The organism is Curtobacterium sp. MCLR17_007 (genome assembly GCF_003234655.2).
Classification (GTDB): domain Bacteria; phylum Actinomycetota; class Actinomycetes; order Actinomycetales; family Microbacteriaceae; genus Curtobacterium.
In genome coordinates this window covers 271730-286544 of the sequence record NZ_CP126271.1, presented here as the reverse complement: position 1 = coordinate 286544, position 14815 = coordinate 271730, and the positions used below count along the sequence as shown (strand labels likewise).

General features: G+C 72.0%; 15 protein-coding genes. 9 read left to right on the top strand and 6 right to left on the bottom strand.

The features are described from left to right. Positions 1 to 14: 14 nt before the first annotated feature. On the top strand, positions 15 to 422 hold the full coding sequence (locus DEJ13_RS01420; RefSeq protein WP_111107082.1) for a MarR family winged helix-turn-helix transcriptional regulator: 408 nt from the start codon (positions 15 to 17) through the stop codon (positions 420 to 422). Positions 423 to 490: 68 nt separating this feature from the next. Beyond that, a complete protein-coding gene (locus DEJ13_RS01415; RefSeq protein ID WP_111107083.1) occupies positions 491 to 1492 on the top strand; it encodes an LCP family protein in 1002 nt (333 codons plus the stop codon). A 76-nt stretch (positions 1493 to 1568) separates the two neighbouring features. On the opposite strand, the gene DEJ13_RS01410 is transcribed toward DEJ13_RS01415, so the two are convergent. The 6 genes from DEJ13_RS01410 to DEJ13_RS01385 all read right to left on the bottom strand — a co-directional run bounded on the left by DEJ13_RS01410 (position 1569) and on the right by DEJ13_RS01385 (position 7424). Further along, entirely contained in the window at positions 1569 to 2243 is a 675-nt protein-coding gene (locus DEJ13_RS01410) for a LysM peptidoglycan-binding domain-containing protein (protein WP_111107084.1), read from the bottom strand. Positions 2244 to 2540: 297 nt separating this feature from the next. Beyond that, positions 2541 to 3698, bottom strand: coding sequence for a 23S rRNA (uracil(747)-C(5))-methyltransferase RlmC (gene rlmC, locus DEJ13_RS01405; protein ID WP_111107085.1), 1158 nt, complete (start codon positions 3696 to 3698; stop codon positions 2541 to 2543). A 7-nt stretch (positions 3699 to 3705) separates the two neighbouring features. Beyond that, a complete protein-coding gene (locus DEJ13_RS01400) occupies positions 3706 to 4605 on the bottom strand; it encodes an SMP-30/gluconolactonase/LRE family protein (RefSeq protein ID WP_349815049.1) in 900 nt (299 codons plus the stop codon). A gap of 23 nt (positions 4606 to 4628) precedes the next feature. Continuing rightward, positions 4629 to 5450: an aldo/keto reductase gene (locus DEJ13_RS01395; protein ID WP_111107086.1), complete on the bottom strand. Its 822-nt coding sequence runs from the start codon at positions 5448 to 5450 to the stop codon at positions 4629 to 4631. A 21-nt stretch (positions 5451 to 5471) separates the two neighbouring features. Further along, entirely contained in the window at positions 5472 to 6587 is a 1116-nt protein-coding gene (locus DEJ13_RS01390) for a PQQ-dependent sugar dehydrogenase (protein WP_349815048.1), read from the bottom strand. Positions 6588 to 6689: 102 nt separating this feature from the next. Further along, positions 6690 to 7424 (bottom strand): SDR family oxidoreductase, encoded by a 735-nt coding sequence (locus tag DEJ13_RS01385; protein WP_111107088.1) that lies wholly within the window; start codon positions 7422 to 7424, stop codon positions 6690 to 6692. Positions 7425 to 7482: 58 nt separating this feature from the next. On the opposite strand from DEJ13_RS01385, the gene DEJ13_RS01380 reads away from it, so the two are divergent. From DEJ13_RS01380 to DEJ13_RS01350, 7 genes are all read left to right on the top strand, one after another. After that, positions 7483 to 8232 (top strand): SDR family NAD(P)-dependent oxidoreductase, encoded by a 750-nt coding sequence (locus tag DEJ13_RS01380; RefSeq protein ID WP_111107156.1) that lies wholly within the window; start codon positions 7483 to 7485, stop codon positions 8230 to 8232. Between the two features lie 165 nt (positions 8233 to 8397). After that, positions 8398 to 11283 (top strand): Na+/H+ antiporter subunit A, encoded by a 2886-nt coding sequence (locus tag DEJ13_RS01375; RefSeq protein ID WP_111107089.1) that lies wholly within the window; start codon positions 8398 to 8400, stop codon positions 11281 to 11283. Beyond that, positions 11280 to 11732, top strand: a complete 453-nt coding sequence (locus tag DEJ13_RS01370) for a Na(+)/H(+) antiporter subunit C (protein ID WP_111107090.1) — start codon at positions 11280 to 11282, stop codon at positions 11730 to 11732. The genes DEJ13_RS01375 and DEJ13_RS01370 overlap by 4 nt, the downstream gene beginning before the upstream one ends. Further along, positions 11729 to 13396 (top strand): Na+/H+ antiporter subunit D, encoded by a 1668-nt coding sequence (locus DEJ13_RS01365; RefSeq protein WP_111107091.1) that lies wholly within the window; start codon positions 11729 to 11731, stop codon positions 13394 to 13396. Before DEJ13_RS01370 ends, DEJ13_RS01365 begins: the two co-directional genes overlap by 4 nt. Beyond that, positions 13393 to 13977 carry a Na+/H+ antiporter subunit E gene (locus tag DEJ13_RS01360; protein ID WP_111107092.1) on the top strand — a complete coding sequence of 195 codons (585 nt, stop codon included), beginning with the start codon at positions 13393 to 13395 and terminating at the stop codon, positions 13975 to 13977. Before DEJ13_RS01365 ends, DEJ13_RS01360 begins: the two co-directional genes overlap by 4 nt. Next, positions 13974 to 14303, top strand: coding sequence for an MrpF/PhaF family protein (locus DEJ13_RS01355; RefSeq protein ID WP_181437045.1), 330 nt, complete (start codon positions 13974 to 13976; stop codon positions 14301 to 14303). Before DEJ13_RS01360 ends, DEJ13_RS01355 begins: the two co-directional genes overlap by 4 nt. After that, positions 14300 to 14653, top strand: a complete 354-nt coding sequence (locus DEJ13_RS01350; RefSeq protein WP_082518309.1) for a cation:proton antiporter — start codon at positions 14300 to 14302, stop codon at positions 14651 to 14653. Before DEJ13_RS01355 ends, DEJ13_RS01350 begins: the two co-directional genes overlap by 4 nt. Positions 14654 to 14815 lie beyond the last annotated feature (162 nt).

The following is a 14815-nucleotide window of genomic DNA, read 5'->3' as shown; positions in this document are numbered from 1 at the left end:
GTAGACTCACCACCATGCACGACGATCCCGCGGCCTGGCCACTCGGCCGGCTCCTGGCGGCGGCGTCCCGGTCCGTCGAGCGCGACTGGGACGAGCGGCTGCGTGCCATCGGGCTCCCGCACGCGGCGCTGATCGCGATCGACATCCTCCTGCGCACGGGGCCGACGGGCGCCGACACCATCGCGCGGACGGCCCGCGTGCAGCCCCAGACCATGTCGCGCACCCTCGAGCGACTCGAGCGGGACGGTCTGGTCGAACGGGGACCGCACCCTGACGACCGCCGGCGCCGCGTGGTGACCGTCACCGAGCGCGGTCGTGCTGCGTGGGACGAAGCGAAGCACGTGGAGCGCGAGGTGCTGCCGGACGACCCGGAGCTGCGGGCAGCACTGGGCCGGATCATCGATCGCGGCAGGAAGTCCTAGCATCTGACATACTGGATGTCGTAGACTGGAGCGTCGGCGCTCATGCCGGCTCGACCCCAGGAGTCTGCATGTCCGGCCGCCGTTCCGCCACGCGTCGTCGACGCCCGTTCCTCGTCGCACTGCTCGCCACCGTCGGGTCACTGCTCGGCATCGCCGCGGTGGTCGCCGTCGTCGCCAGCGTGTTCGTCGGCAGCCTCGCGAGCAGCTACGACCGCGACACCGACACCATCGCCGACGCGTTCCCGAGCGGCGACCGCCCGACCCGGTCCGACGACGCACTCGACGTCCTGCTCATCGGGTCGGACTCACGCAGCGGCCTCGACCCCGACGGTGACCACGCCGCCGGCGGCCGGTCCGACACCCTGATGCTCGCGCACGTGCCGGCGGACCGGCGGTCCGTCCAGCTGATGTCGATCATGCGCGACTCGTGGGTCGACGTGCCGGGACACGGGACGGCGAAGGTCAACGCGGCGTACGCGTGGGGTGGTGTCCCGCTCACCGTGCAGACCGTCGAACAGCTGCTCGACGTCCGGATCGACCACGTCGCCGAGATCGACTTCGCCGGGTTCGCCGGCATGACCGACGCGCTCGGCGGGGTGACGGTGCAGGCCCCGACCGCGTTCACCGCTCGCGGCCACCACTTCGACGCCGGCGCGAACCGGCTCGACGGCGATGCGGCGCTGGCCTTCGTCCGCGAACGGTACTCGTTCGCCGATGCCGACCACACCCGCGTCCGGAACCAGCAGGCGTTCATGCGCGGCATCGTCGACGGACTGCTGTCGACGGGCACGATCACCGACCCGGGTCGCATCCGGGACTTCGCCAGCGCGACGAGCAGGTACCTGTCCGTCGACGCCGGTCTCGACTCCGGCACCCTCCTGCGTCTGGGCTGGTCGCTGCGGCATGTCGCACCGACCGACCTGCAGACATTCACGATGCCGACGGCGGGCGGCGGGACCGCGCCGGACGGGCAGTCGTTCGTCACCGTGAACGACGGTGCCGTCCAGACCCTGAGTGCTGCCCTCCGGTCCGACGACCTGACGCACTGGCTGGCGACGAACCCGCACTGACGCGCGCGTCACCCGCAACGGCGAACGCCCCCACGACCGTCGGTCGTGGGGGCGTCGTCGTGACCGGTCGGCCGGATCAGGCCGGGAGCTGCAGGGTCTGTCCCGCGTAGATCAGGTTCGCGTCGTCGATCGACGTGTTCGCGGCCCAGAGCTTCGTCCAACCGCCGTCGATGCCCAGCTTCGTGGCGATGCTGTCGAGCGTGTCGCCCGACACCACCTGGTAGGTCTTGCCGCTGGTCGGGACGGCGGCGGGCTTGGCCGGAGCGGCCGGAGCCGCCGGGGCGACGGCCTTCGGCGCGGCGGTCGTCGTGGGCGTGGTCGTCTTCGGCGCCGCCTGCTGTGCCGGGGCCGGCGCTGCGGGTGCCGGAGCCGCCTGCTGCTGCGGGATGGCCGCCGGGGCCGCACCGGTGGTGCCGCTCAGACCGAGCTTCGCGGAGCACGCGGGCCATGCGCCCCAGCCCTGCGATGCGAGGACGTGCTCGGCGACGGCGATCTGGGTCTCGCGGCTGGCGTTCGCCGGGCTGCCGGTGCCGCCGTTCGCTGCCCAGGTCCCCTGCGTGAACTGCAGGCCGCCGTAGTAGCCGTTGCCGGTGTTGATGGCCCAGTTGCCGCCGGACTCGCACTGCGCGAGGGCGTCCCAGGTCGAGCCGGAGGCGGCGTTCGCGGGGGCGGAGAGCCCCACGCCGGCCGCGGCGATGCCGGCGAAGGCGAGTCCGCCGAGGACGGCGCGGGTTCGGGTGGTCTTCTTCATGTGCGTTGCTCCAGCGGGGCCGCGCGCCGGGGTCCGGCGTCCCACTGCCCACCCCGACCGATCGCGGTCTGTTGAGGTGTCGCCGGGGGCAGTGGTCCGCGCCGGCGTCACGGTGGGCCACCATAGGAAACTCCGTCCCGTTATCAAACTGAGACAAACAGTTCTACCCAGGGGGGATGTGTACCCCGAGACCGACCCTGTATAGGTCGATCCCTGCACAGGCAGCGATCGCGTGTACCCGGGGACACGAACATCCGAATTCCCTGGCAATGCTCGGTTTCCTGACCGCGACCCCGGTCAGAGTCCGGATCGCGAGATGAGCGTGACCGCTTCCAGGTGGCCGGTCTGCGGGAACATGTCGAGCACGCGGGCGCGACGCAGCCGCAACGAGGGCATGCGCGCCAGGTCCTTCGCGAGCGTGACCGGGTTGCAGCTCGAGTAGACGACGTGCTGCACGTCGGAGGCCTCGAGCCAGTCCGCCAGGTCGGGGCCGATGCCGCGACGGGGCGGGTTCACCACCACGAGTTCCGGGGTCTGCTCGGTTCGGGAGCGCAGCGCGTGTGCGGTGGCGTCGTCGGCGGCGAACCGGACGTCGACGAGCCCGGCCTCCCGGGCCGACTGCGTCGCGGAACGGACGGCTTCCCGCGACGTCTCGATGCCGGTCACGAGTCGACCCGGGCGTGCGGCGTGCAGGGCGAACCCGCCGACGCCGCAGTACAGGTCCCACATCGACGCGGGGGCGACCTCGGCGATCCACTCGGTGGCCTGGGCGTAGAGCTGCGCGGCGACGGTGGTGTTCGTCTGGAAGAAGCTCTGCGGGCGCAGGTGCATCGTCACGCCGCCCATCCGCATCGGCAGGGTCTCCTGCTCGGTGAGCACGACCTCGCGCTCGCCCTCGGTGACGGCCTTGTGTTCGGGGAGCAGGTTCGCGGTCACCACCATCGCCCGCGGGAGGGCGAGCAGCAGGTCCCCGAGCCGGGACCGCAGCCGCGCCAGCTGTCCCTCCGACCGCAGCACGAACCGCACCATCAGCTCGCCGTCCGGCGACTCGGTCACCAGGACGAACTTCAGTTCACCGCGCCGGGTGGCGACGTCGTACGGGATCAGTCCCGCCGAGGTGACGAACTCGGCCAGGACGGGCAGCGCCTGTCGGATCCCCGGTGTGCAGATCCCGCAGTGCCGGATGTCGACGCCCCGCTGCCGGTGGTCGAGCAGGCCGATCGTGGGGTGCTCGACCGATCCACCGACCACCATCTTGGCGCGGTTGCGGTACCCGGACTCGGGGCTCGTGACGGCCGGCGACCAGGAGACGGAACCGTGCCCACCCGCTGCCTCGACCGCGTCGTGCAGGAGCTCCCGTGTGCGGAGTTCCTTGTCGAGGACCTGGTCGGCGTACGGCTGCCCCATGAGCGTGCACGACCGGCACACCCCGCGGTCGAAGTAGTCGCACTGCATGGCCGAGTCAGGATACGGCGTCCCGGGCGGTGGTCGGCAGCCGGTACACGGACGTGGTCGCGGTGAGGAACAGCGTCGTGCCGTCCGGGCCGCCGAAGCACAGGTTCGAGACGACCTCGGGCACGGCGACCTCGCCGAGCCGGGTGCCGTCCGGGCCGAACACGACGACGCCGCGGTGCGAGGACGACCACACGTTGCCGTCGGTGTCGACGCGGATGCCGTCCGGGACGCCCTCGCCGGCGCCGAAGCGGGCGAACTCGCGACCGTTCTTCACGCGCGGGGCGACCGCGTCGCCGTCACCCCGGGGCGAGTCGGCCACGTCGTACGCACGGATGACGGGGTCGTCGCCGGAGGAGCTCGCGACGTAGAGCACCTGCTCCGAGGGGCTGAACGCGAGCCCGTTCGGCTCGTCGACGTCGAGCACCACCGGTCGCAGGTCCGCGCCGTCGGGTCCGCAGCGGAACACCCAGTGGTCGCCGTACTCCCGCACCCCGGCGTGCCCTTCGCGCGGCTGGGTGATGCCGTACGCCGGGTCGGTGAACCAGACGCTGCCGTCACGGGCCACGACGACGTCGTTCGGGGAGTTCAGCCGGACGCCGTTCCACGCGTCCGCGATCACCGTGACGACGCCGTCGCGGTCACGTTCGACCCGACGGTGCCCGTGCGAGCACTGCACGACGCTGCCGTCGTGGTCGATCGTGCGCCCGTTCGTGAACTCCACGCCCGTCGCGTACTCGTCGGTCTGCCCGGACGACGCGTGCCACTGCAGGATGCGGTCGCCGGGGATGTCGGACCACCGCAGCGTCCCGGTGGCAGGCACCCACAGGGGCCCCTCCGCCCAGGTGCTGCCCGTGGCGATGCGCTCGAGGGCGCCGGGGTCGGGGACCAGGTCCGTCATCGTCGACATGGCGTCAGGCTACCGGGGCCGGCTCAGTCGGTGGTGTCCTGCAGTGCGTCGAGCGCCACGACGTCCTCGGGTGTGAGCACGAAGTCGACGTCCGCGTTCTCGGCGATGCGCGACGGGGTGGTCGACTTCGGCAGGGGCAGGACGTCCTTCTCGAGCAGGTACCGGATGGCGACCTGGGCGACGCTCTTGTCGTACCGCGCCGCGATCTCCTGGATGGCCGTGTTCTCCAGCAGCCCGCCGGTGGCGAGCGGGGAGTAGCCCTCGACCAGGATGTCCCGTCCGCCGCAGAACGCGGTCGTCTCGTCCTGGGTGTTGCCGATGAACCAGCGGATCTGGTTCGCGTGCGGCACGACGTCGGTGTGCCCCAGCAGGTGCTCGAGGTCCGGCACCGCGAAGTTCGAGACGCCGATCGAGCGGGTCCGGCCCGCCTCGTACAGCTCCTCGAAGACCTTCCAGACCTCGACGTTGCCGTCGCGGTGGTCGCTGCCCATGTCGCTCCAGGGCCACGGCGCGTGGATCAGGTACAGGTCGACGACGCCCAGGTCGAGGTTCCCCGAGGACTCGGCGAAGGCGTCGCGCGCACCCGACGCCGTCTTGACCTCGGCGGGCAGCTTCGTGGTGATGAAGACCTCGTCACGCGGGACGCCGCTGTCGCGGACCGCTTCGCCGACGCTGGCCTCGTTGCCGTACGCGAGCGCGGTGTCGATGTGGCGGTACCCCGCGTCGAGTGCGGCGCGGGTGGCGTCGTACGCCTGGGAGCCGGACGGGATCTGCCACGTGCCGAAGCCGATCTTCGGGATGTGCAGGCCGTTGGACATGACGAACGTGTCGGTGAGTGCAGGCATGCCCCGGACAGTACGCCCGCGTCAGTCGGTGAGGTCCACGGAGAGCAACCGGTCGTCGCCGTCCCCGGACGAACCCCGGCCGTCGGTGTTGTTCGTGAGGAACCAGAGCGTGTCGTCCGGGCCCTCGAGCACCGTGCGCAGCCGGCCGTAGGTGCCGCCGAACCACTCGCGCGAGGTGGTCGGGTCCGCGGCGGGCACCGACCGCAGGACCTCGCCCTGCAGGTTCGCGACGAACACCGTGTCGTCGACGACGGCGAGCCCGGACGGACTCGCGTCGTCCGTCCGCCACTGCTGCACGGGGTCGACGAAGCCCCGGTCGGTGCCGCCCTTCCCCTCGACCTCGGGCCAGCCGTAGTCCGCACCGGCCGTGATCACGTTGAGCTCGTCCCACGTGTTCTCCCCGAACTCCGAGGCGAACATGGTGCCGTCGTCGGCCCACCCGAGCCCCTGCACGTTGCGGTGTCCGAGCGAGTACACCGGCGAGCCGGCGAACGGGTTGTCGTCCGGCACCGCCCCGGACGGCGTCAGCCGCAGGATCTTCCCCGCGAGCGAGTCGCGGTCCTGCGCCTCGGACCGGTCGCCGGCGTCACCGACGGTCACGTAGAGCATGTCGTCGGGCCCGAACGCGATGCGGCCGCCGTTGTGGAAGCTGTTCGACGGCAGGTCGTCGATGACGGTGGTGGGGTCGCCGAGCCCGTACGACCCGGCCCGGCCGGTCAGCGGGTAGCGCTCGACCCGGTTGCCGTCCTGCCCGGTGGAGTAGACGAACAGGTCGTCGTCCTCGACCGCCATGCCCAGCAGCCCGCCTTCGCCACCGTGGCGGATCCCGTCGACGGTCCCCACGGCGCGCGGGCTGCCGTCGTCCGTCAGCTCGAGCACGTCACCGGAGTCGCGCAGGCTCACGAGCGGGACGTCGTCGTCGGTCAGCACGACCGACCAGGGGGCGTCGAGGTCCGTCGCGACGTCGCGGACGGCGCCGGTCGGCGCCACTTCGTCGCGGGCCAGGTCGCTCGGTGGGGAGGCCGTGGTGCGGCCCCGGGTCGGGTCGTCCTCGGCGTCGGGTCCAGCCGTGCACCCGGCGAGCGCCAGGACGACGAGGGCGAGCGACGCGAGCGGGGCAGCGGTGCGGGTGCGCATGGCCATCACGCTAGGCGCGTGCCACGGACCGCGGACGGGAGGCTCGGCACCTGTCCGGCGGACACCCGGCGGTCGATCAGGCGGCCAGCAGGTGGGGGCGCGTCAGCGCTGGGAGACCGGGCTGATCACGAGCTCGTCGACGCGCACGTGTGCCGGGGCGTCGAGCACGAACCCGATCGTGCGACCGATGTCCTCCGGGGTGAGCATCACGGCGCGGGCAGCGGCGTCGGGGACCTGCGGGCGCTGGTCGAGGAAGTCCGTGGCGACGTCCCCCGGGCAGAGGTGCGTCGCGCGGAGGCCGTGCGGGGCCTCCTGCTGGTTCAGGCTCCGGACGACGGACCCGAGCGCGGTCTTCGAGGCCGAGTACGCCACGCCGGCGCCCGGCTGGAACGACCAGCCGGCGTACGAGGACACGACGACCACCACGCCGGCACCGCTGGCACGGAGTGCCGGGAGCGCGGCGTCGACGACACTGACGACCGCCGTCAGGTTGGTGTCGAGGATCGCGCGGAACCCGTCGACGGACTGGTCCTCCCACCGTCGTTCCGGAGCGTTCAGCCCGGCGGCCAGCACCAGGCCGTCCAACCGGCCGTGTCGTGCGGTGAGCGTCGCGGCGGCGGCGACCACGGCCTCCCGGTCGGCTGCGTCGAGCTGCAGCACGTCCGCGGAGCCACCCGCCTGCCGGATCTCGTCGGCGACCCCGTCGAGCCGGTCGGCTCGGCGCCCGCTGAGCACCACCGTCCAGCCGCTCGCGGCTGCGGCGCGTGCCGCGGCGGCACCCATGCCGCTGCCGCCGCCCGTCACCCAGAGGACCCGGTCTGGCGCTGCGTTCGTCATGTGGGGAATGGTAGAGGTGATGGAGTCGGCGACGTCCGCCGGCCGGACAGGAGCGACGATGCACCTCGACCTCGGCGACCGCGTGGTCGTCATCACCGGAGCCGGCCGCGGGATCGGGAGCGTGCTCGCGGAGCGCTTCCGGGCGGAGGGCGCGCGGGTCGTGGCGCTCGACCTGGCCTTCGACGGCCCGGACGACCCCGACCGGGTCGTGTGCAACGTCGCGGACCCGGAGTCGGTCGCCGCTGCCGTGGCGACCGTCGTCGAGCGCCACGGCACGGTCGACGTGCTCGTGAACAACGCCGGCATCAACGTCGACGGACTGGTGGCGGACCTGTCGTGGCCGGACTGGCAGCGGTGCATGGACGTCAACCTGGGCGGGACGTTCCTGATGAGCCAGGCGGTGGCGCCGGTGATGCAGCGGGCCGGGCGCGGCCGGATCATCAACGCGGCGTCGTTCGCGGCGATCGTGCCGAGCGTGGGGAGTGCGGCCTACGCGGCCTCGAAGTCGGCGGTCGTCGCCTTCACACGGGTGTTGGCATCGGAGCTCGGGCCGTGGGGCATCACGGTCAACGCGTACGCGCCAGGGATGGTGCCGACGGCGATGAACGGCTTCGCGACGATGTCGACCGAGGCCCAGGACCGGCTGCTCGACACGCTGTCGCTGCGGCGGTGGGAGACCCCGGACGACGTCGCCGACCTGCTCGTGTTCCTGGCGAGCGACGCGTCGGCGTACATCACGGGCACCCTGCTCGACGTGTCCGGGGGCAAGCTCGCGACGCAGATCCCGTCCCGCGCGCACGGGCGGTAGCGGCGCCGCCGGACAGGGTGCGGCCGGTGCGGGCAGAGTGGTGCTCGCAGTCTGACCCGCGGTCGGGCATCCTGTCCGGCCGCACAGGTTCTGTGCATCCGGCTCTCGGTAGCCTGGGAGCCACCCAGAGCCGGACTTGCACGCCCGACCCCGAGGAGGCGCCCCATGGTCACCGTCCTCGTCGCGTTCGCCGTCGTCGCACTCCTCGTACCGGCACTCACACCGCTGCTCGGTCGCCGCGTGTTCTTCGTCGCCGCGGTCCCCCCGGTGGCTGCCGCCGTGCTGACGGTCACCCAGACCGACCGCGCACTGCACAGCGGCGTCACCGAGTCGTTCTCGTGGATCCCACAGCTCGACCTGGCGATCGCCCTGCGTGTCGATGCCCTCTCGTGGGTGCTCGCGCTCGTGGTGTCGGTCGTCGGCGCACTCGTGCTCGTCTACTGCGCGTCGTACTTCGGCGACGACGAACCCGGACTCGGTCGGTTCGCCGGGGTCCTGACGGCGTTCGCCGGGTCGATGTACGGCCTGGTCATCGCCGACGACGTCATCGTGCTGTTCGTGCTGTGGGAAGCGACCACGGTCTTCTCGTACCTGCTCATCGGCCACGACGCCGCCAAGCGCGCCAGTCGGGCCGCGGCGATGCAGGCACTCGTCGTCACGACCGCAGGCGGTCTGGCGATGCTCGCGGGCCTGGTCATGCTGTCGGTCACCGCGGGCACGACGCAGCTCTCCGCGATCGTCGCGCAGGCACCGACCGGCACCGTCGTCACGGTCTCGGTGGTGCTCGTCCTTGTCGGCGCGTTGACGAAGTCCGCGATCGTCCCCTTCCACTTCTGGCTCCCCGCGGCGATGGCGGCCCCGACACCGGTCAGCGCGTACCTGCACGCCGCGGCGATGGTGAAGGCCGGCATCTACCTCGTGGCCCGCCTGGCACCGGCGTTCGCGCTGCTCGACGGCTGGCGCGAGACCATCACCGTGCTCGGGGTGCTCGGCATGCTCGTCGGCGGGTACCGGGCACTTCGCCAGACCGACCTCAAGCTGCTGCTGGCCTACGGCACGGTCGCGCAGCTCGGCTTCCTGGTGCTCGCCGCCGGGTGGGGCGCACCCGCGGTGGCCCTGGGCGGGATCGCGCTGCTCGTCGCGCACGCCACCTTCAAGTCCACGCTCTTCCTGGTCGTCGGCACGGTCGACCACGTCACCGGCACGCGCGACCTGGCCCGGCTCAGCGGACTCGGGCGGCGGATGCCGTGGCTCGCGACGGTCGCCGTCCTGGCCCTGGTCTCGATGGCCGGCATCCCGCCCACCATCGGCTTCGTCGCGAAGGAAGCCGTGCTCACCGGCTTCGTCGAGGCCCTGCACGGCCCGGACGCCGCATGGGCGTGGGTCGCCCTCGTCGGGGTCACCGTCGGGTCGGTCCTGACCGCGGCGTACTCGCTCCGCTTCTTCTGGGGCACCTTCGCGACCAAGCGCGGGGTCGAGCAGACCGAGCCGCACGCCCTGCACGGTCTCGGTGTCGTGCCGTCCGTCCTCGGCCTGACCGGACTCGCCCTGGGTCTCCTGACCCCGCTCGTCGCGCACGGCATCGAGCCCGCTGCCACCGCGTCGTCGCTGCCGGGCGACGAACCAGTCCCCCACCTGGCGCTCTGGCACGGACTCGAGCCCGCCCTCGGCATCTCCGCGCTCACCCTGCTCGGCGGCGTGGCGCTCTTCGCCGCTCGCGTCCGCGTCGAGGCCCTCCAGCACCGGCTCGCCGGGTCCCCGAGCGCCGCCGGCACCTACCGACGCCTGATGCGCGGGCTCGACCGCGGCGCGACGACCCTCACCGCCAACCTGCAGCGCGGTTCGCTCCCCTACTACCTGACCGTGATCCTGTCGGTGTTCGTCGCCGGGGCGCTCGCCAACCTGGTCGTCGGCGGTCCGTGGCAGTTCCACGTGCGCTTCGCCGACTCGTGGGGGCAGATCCCGGTCGTCGTCGTGATGGCCGTCGCCGCGATCGCCGTCACGGCCGCCAAGACCCGGTTCGCCGCCGCGGTGCTGGTCGGCGTCACCGGCTACGGCATGTCCGTGCTGTTCGTCCTGCACGGGGCGGTCGACCTGGCGCTCACGCAGCTCGTCGTCGAGACCGTAACGCTCATCGCCGTCGTGCTGGTGCTCCGGCGCCTCCCCCCGCGGATCAACACCGCGAACCCCTCGCGCTTCCGGGTCCTCCGCGCGCTGTTCGCCGGGCTGGCAGGGCTGACCCTGGCCATCGTGGTCGTGGTGTCCGCCTCGGCACGCACCGCCACCCCGATCTGGCCGGACATCCCGGCGCTGACCAGCTCGTTCGGGCACGGGCTCAACGTCGTCAACGTCGCCCTCGTCGACCTGCGCGGCTGGGACACCCTCGGCGAGCTCACCGTCGTCGTCGCCGCGGCCACCGGCGTCGCGAGCCTGATCTTCGTCAACTCGCGTGAGGACACCCTGCCTCGACTGCGCGACCGGGCCCCCGGTGCCGACGAACGCACGGACGGTGAGCCGCGCGCCTGGCTGCCGACCAGCGCGGCCCTGCCCACCGGTCGCTCCGCGCTGCTCGACGTGGTCGTCCGACTGCTGTTCCACGGGCTGGTCGTGCTCTCCCTGTACCTGCTCTTCGCCGGGCACAACGCGGCCGGCGGTGGGTTCGCGGGCGGGCTCGTCGCGGGGATCGCCCTCGCCGCCCGCTACCTGGCCGGCGGCGCGGCCGAGCTCGGCGCCGCCGCTCCCGTCCGCGCCGGGCGACTGCTCGGCCTGGGGGTCGCCACGGCCGCCGTCACCGCCATCGTCCCGCTGTTCTTCGGCAAGGACGCGCTGTACTCCGAGTTCTTCGAGGCCACGGTCCCGGTGCTCGGGCACGTGGAGTTCGTCACGGCGACGTTCTTCGACATCGGGGTCTACCTGGTGGTCGTCGGGCTCGTGCTCGACGTGCTGCGGAGCCTGGGTGCCGAGGTCGACCGGCAGCGGCTCGAGGACTCCCGCGTACCGACCCGCGACACCATCGAAGCCGGCCGTGACCAGGAAGAGGTCTCCGCATGACCGTCACCCTCGTCCTCGTCATCGCGATGGCCGTGCTTTTCTCGTGCGGCGTGTACCTGCTGCTCGAACGCTCCCTGACCCGGATGCTGCTCGGCTTCCTGCTGCTCGGCAACGCGCTCAACCTGCTGCTGCTGGTGATGTCCGGCGCCGCGGGGAACCCGCCGATCGGCAAGTCCGCCGAGGTCATCACGGACCCGCTCCCGCAGGCGTTCGCCCTGACCGCCATCGTGATCACGTTCGCCGTCAGCGCCTTCCTGCTCGCGCTGATCCACCGCTCGTGGACGCTGTCGCGCGCCGACGAGGTCGAGGTGGACGAGGCCGACGTCGCGATCCGCCGGGACCGCTCGAGCGCCGAGCACGACGACCCCGAGACGGACACCGACCCCGAGTCCGACGACGGCCACGAGCGCCACCACGAACCGCACGCCGAGCGAGAGGAACGCCGATGACCTTCCTCGCCCCACTGCTGGTACTGGTCCCGCTGCTCGGTGCCGCGGTCGCGCTCGGCCTGCTCCGACACCAGAAGCTCCAGCGCGCGATCACCGTCGCCGTCCTGGTGATCGCGCTCGCGGTCGCCGCGACGCTCATGGTGCTCGTCGACCAGCACGGCACGATCGTGGTGCAGGTCGGCGGCTGGCAGGCCCCGTACGGCATCTCACTCGTCGTCGACCGGCTGAGCGCCCTGTTGCTGACCGTCTCCGCGAGCGTGCTGCTGCTGGTGCTGCTGTTCTCGATCGGACAGGGCCTGGCCGCCGACGACGGCGAGGCCCCGGTCACGATCTTCTACCCGACCTACCTGGTGCTGGCCGCTGGCGTGCTCGACTCGTTCATCGCCGGCGACCTGTTCAACCTGTACGTCGCGTTCGAGATGCTCCTGGTGGCCAGCTACGTGCTCATCACCCTCGGCGGCAGCGAGCAGCGCGTCCGGGCCGGCACGACCTACATCGTGACGAGCCTGATCGCGTCGGCGCTGTTCCTGTCGGCGATCGGCCTGGTCTACGGGGCGACGGGCACCGTCAACATCGCCCAGATCAGCGAGCGGATGGCCGGGCTGCCCGAGCACGTGCAGCTCCTGCTGCACACGATGCTGCTCATCGGGTTCGGCATCAAAGCCGCTGTCTTCCCGCTGGCGTTCTGGCTGCCCGACTCGTACCCGACCGCCCCGGCGCCGGTCACCGCGGTCTTCGCGGGACTGCTGACGAAGGTCGGCATCTACGCGATCATCCGCCTCGAGACCATCATCTTCCCGCGCCCGCAGCTCAACACCGTGCTGCTCGTGGTCGCCGCGCTGACGATGGTCGTCGGGGTGCTCGGTGCGGTGTCGCAGACCGACGTCAAACGGCTGCTGTCGTTCACGCTCATCAGTCACATCGGCTTCATGGTGATGGGCATCGGCCTCGGGACGGTCGCGGGCACGGCCGCCGCGGTGTTCTACACGGTGCACCACATCGTCGTGCAGACCACGCTGTTCCTGGTGTCGGGGTTGATGGAACGCGTCGGTGGCACCACGTCGACCCGGTCCCTCGGCGGCCTGCTCAAGGCCACGCCCCTGCTCGCGGCGCTCTTCCTGGTGCCGGCGTTCAACCTCGGTGGCATCCCGCCCTTCTCCGGCTTCATCGGCAAGCTCGGCCTGTTCCGCGCCGCCGCCGAGTCGGGCAGTCCGATGGCGTACGTGACCATCGGCGCCGGCGTCGTGACCTCGCTGCTCACCCTCTACGCGCTCATGCGGGTGTGGGACGCCGCGTTCTGGCGTCCGAAGCCCGCCGCCGAGGCGGCGGCACCGCACGCCTCGGTCGCCGAGCCGCACGAGCACCTGCGCGCGCCGGAACCGGCGCCGGTCACGCGGTCGGAGGCCGACGGCAGTGTCGTCGCGGGAGGCACAGTGACCGTCACCGACGCTGCCCCGGTGAGCGGGGCCTCCCGGCCGGCACTCGGGACCGGCGAGAAGGTGCGCCTGCCGCGCATGCTGGTCGGTGTGACGACGGTCGCGGTCCTCGGTTCGGTGGCGCTGACGGTGGTCGCCGGACCGCTCTACGGCTACGCGACCCGCGCTGCGGCCTCGCTCGAGTCGCCCGCCTCCTACGTCCAGGCCGTCCTCGGGAGCACGCCGTGACCGACGACACCCGACGCATCAGCCGTGCGCGACGCATCGTCGTCGCCTGGCGCTACGAGGTGCCGCTCGGCATCGGCCTGACCGTGCTCTGGGCGCTGCTGTGGGGATCGTGGACGCCCCTGACGCTGCTGTGCGGTGTCGTCGTCGCGCTGCTCGTGACGCAGGCCCTGCCGCTCCCGCCGGTCCCCCTGTCGCCCCGGTTCTCGGTGCTGCACGCGCTGCGGTTCCTGGTCGTCTGGACCGGCCTCGTCATCGCGGCGTCCTTCAAGGTCGCGTGGGTGGCGTTCCGGCCACGCGGGGTGCGGCGCAGCTCGATCGTCCTCGTGCAGCTGCACACCACGTCCGAGATGACGTTCACGCTCGCGACCCTGGCGATCTCGCTGGTGCCGGGCTCGTACGTCGCCGACGTCGACCTGCACCGGCGGCGACTGCTGCTGCACGTGCTGGACACCGAGCGGCAGGAACAGGTCGACAGTGAGAAGCAGATGGCCCTGCGCATCGACGCCCTGGTGATCCGCGCCCTCGGGTCGAAGCAGGACGTGCGCGAACTGTCCGACCCGGTGCCGGAGGTGACACGGTGAACGCCGGCCTGATCGTGATGGGGATCGGCGTCGCGCTCGTGCTCGCACTCCTCGGAGCGACCCTCGTGCTGGCCGTGTTCCGGATCGTGCGCGGACCGACCATCCTCGACCGGATGATCGGCTCCGACCTCGTGCTGACCACCGTGCTCGTGGTGATCGCCGTCGCGATGGCCGTCCGTCGCGACCTCACCGCCATCCCGGTGCTCGTGGTGATCGCGGCGACGAGCGTCTTCGCCACGGTGGCCGTGGCCCGCGCAGTCACGCCCTCGTCCGACCCGTCCGACGAGGGCACCGACGTGACCACCCCGGAACGGAGCGAGTCGTGACCGAGGTCCTGCAGTCCTTCATCGACACGGCGGGCGTCCGGGCGTGGATCGCGCTCGTCCTGCTGCTGGTCGCGGCGGTGCTCTCCCTGGGCGCGGCGGTCGGGATCGTCCGTTTCCCCGACCCGCTGGTCCGACTGCACGCCATGGCCAAGCCGCAGGTGCTCGGGCTCGCACTCGCCCTCGCGGCGATCGTCGTCGCCGTCGGCACCTGGACGGCGTTCTGGGTCGTGCTGCCGATCATGGTGTTCCAGCTGTTCCTGGTGCCGGTGTCGACGCACATGATCGCGCGGGCGGGTGTCCGGTCGGGCGAGTACCGCCACGAGGACCTGCTGGTCGACGACACCGAGTAGGCGCGGCGGGGGCGCGGTCGCGGCGCGGCGCGGCGCGGCGGCGCACGGTGCGAGGTTGGGGTCGCGCACGGTGCGAGGTTGCGCGCCGGTGCGAGGTTGACCGCCTGGTGACGAGCAACAACCTGCCACCGGACACACAACCGCGCACGGGCCACCAACCAC

Coding starts and splice junctions, on each gene's coding strand:
- DEJ13_RS01365 (WP_111107091.1), top strand. CDS start 11,729: ATGACCTTCCTCGCCCCACTGCTGGTACTGGTCCCGCTGCTCGGTGCC.
- DEJ13_RS01370 (WP_111107090.1), top strand. CDS start 11,280: ATGACCGTCACCCTCGTCCTCGTCATCGCGATGGCCGTGCTTTTCTCG.
- DEJ13_RS01410 (WP_111107084.1), bottom strand. CDS start 2,243: ATGAAGAAGACCACCCGAACCCGCGCCGTCCTCGGCGGACTCGCCTTC.
- DEJ13_RS01380 (WP_111107156.1), top strand. CDS start 7,483: ATGCACCTCGACCTCGGCGACCGCGTGGTCGTCATCACCGGAGCCGGC.
- rlmC (WP_111107085.1), bottom strand. CDS start 3,698: ATGCAGTGCGACTACTTCGACCGCGGGGTGTGCCGGTCGTGCACGCTC.
- DEJ13_RS01415 (WP_111107083.1), top strand. CDS start 491: ATGTCCGGCCGCCGTTCCGCCACGCGTCGTCGACGCCCGTTCCTCGTC.
- DEJ13_RS01375 (WP_111107089.1), top strand. CDS start 8,398: ATGGTCACCGTCCTCGTCGCGTTCGCCGTCGTCGCACTCCTCGTACCG.
- DEJ13_RS01395 (WP_111107086.1), bottom strand. CDS start 5,450: ATGCCTGCACTCACCGACACGTTCGTCATGTCCAACGGCCTGCACATC.
- DEJ13_RS01390 (WP_349815048.1), bottom strand. CDS start 6,587: ATGCGCACCCGCACCGCTGCCCCGCTCGCGTCGCTCGCCCTCGTCGTC.
- DEJ13_RS01385 (WP_111107088.1), bottom strand. CDS start 7,424: ATGACGAACGCAGCGCCAGACCGGGTCCTCTGGGTGACGGGCGGCGGC.
- DEJ13_RS01400 (WP_349815049.1), bottom strand. CDS start 4,605: ATGTCGACGATGACGGACCTGGTCCCCGACCCCGGCGCCCTCGAGCGC.
- DEJ13_RS01420 (WP_111107082.1), top strand. CDS start 15: ATGCACGACGATCCCGCGGCCTGGCCACTCGGCCGGCTCCTGGCGGCG.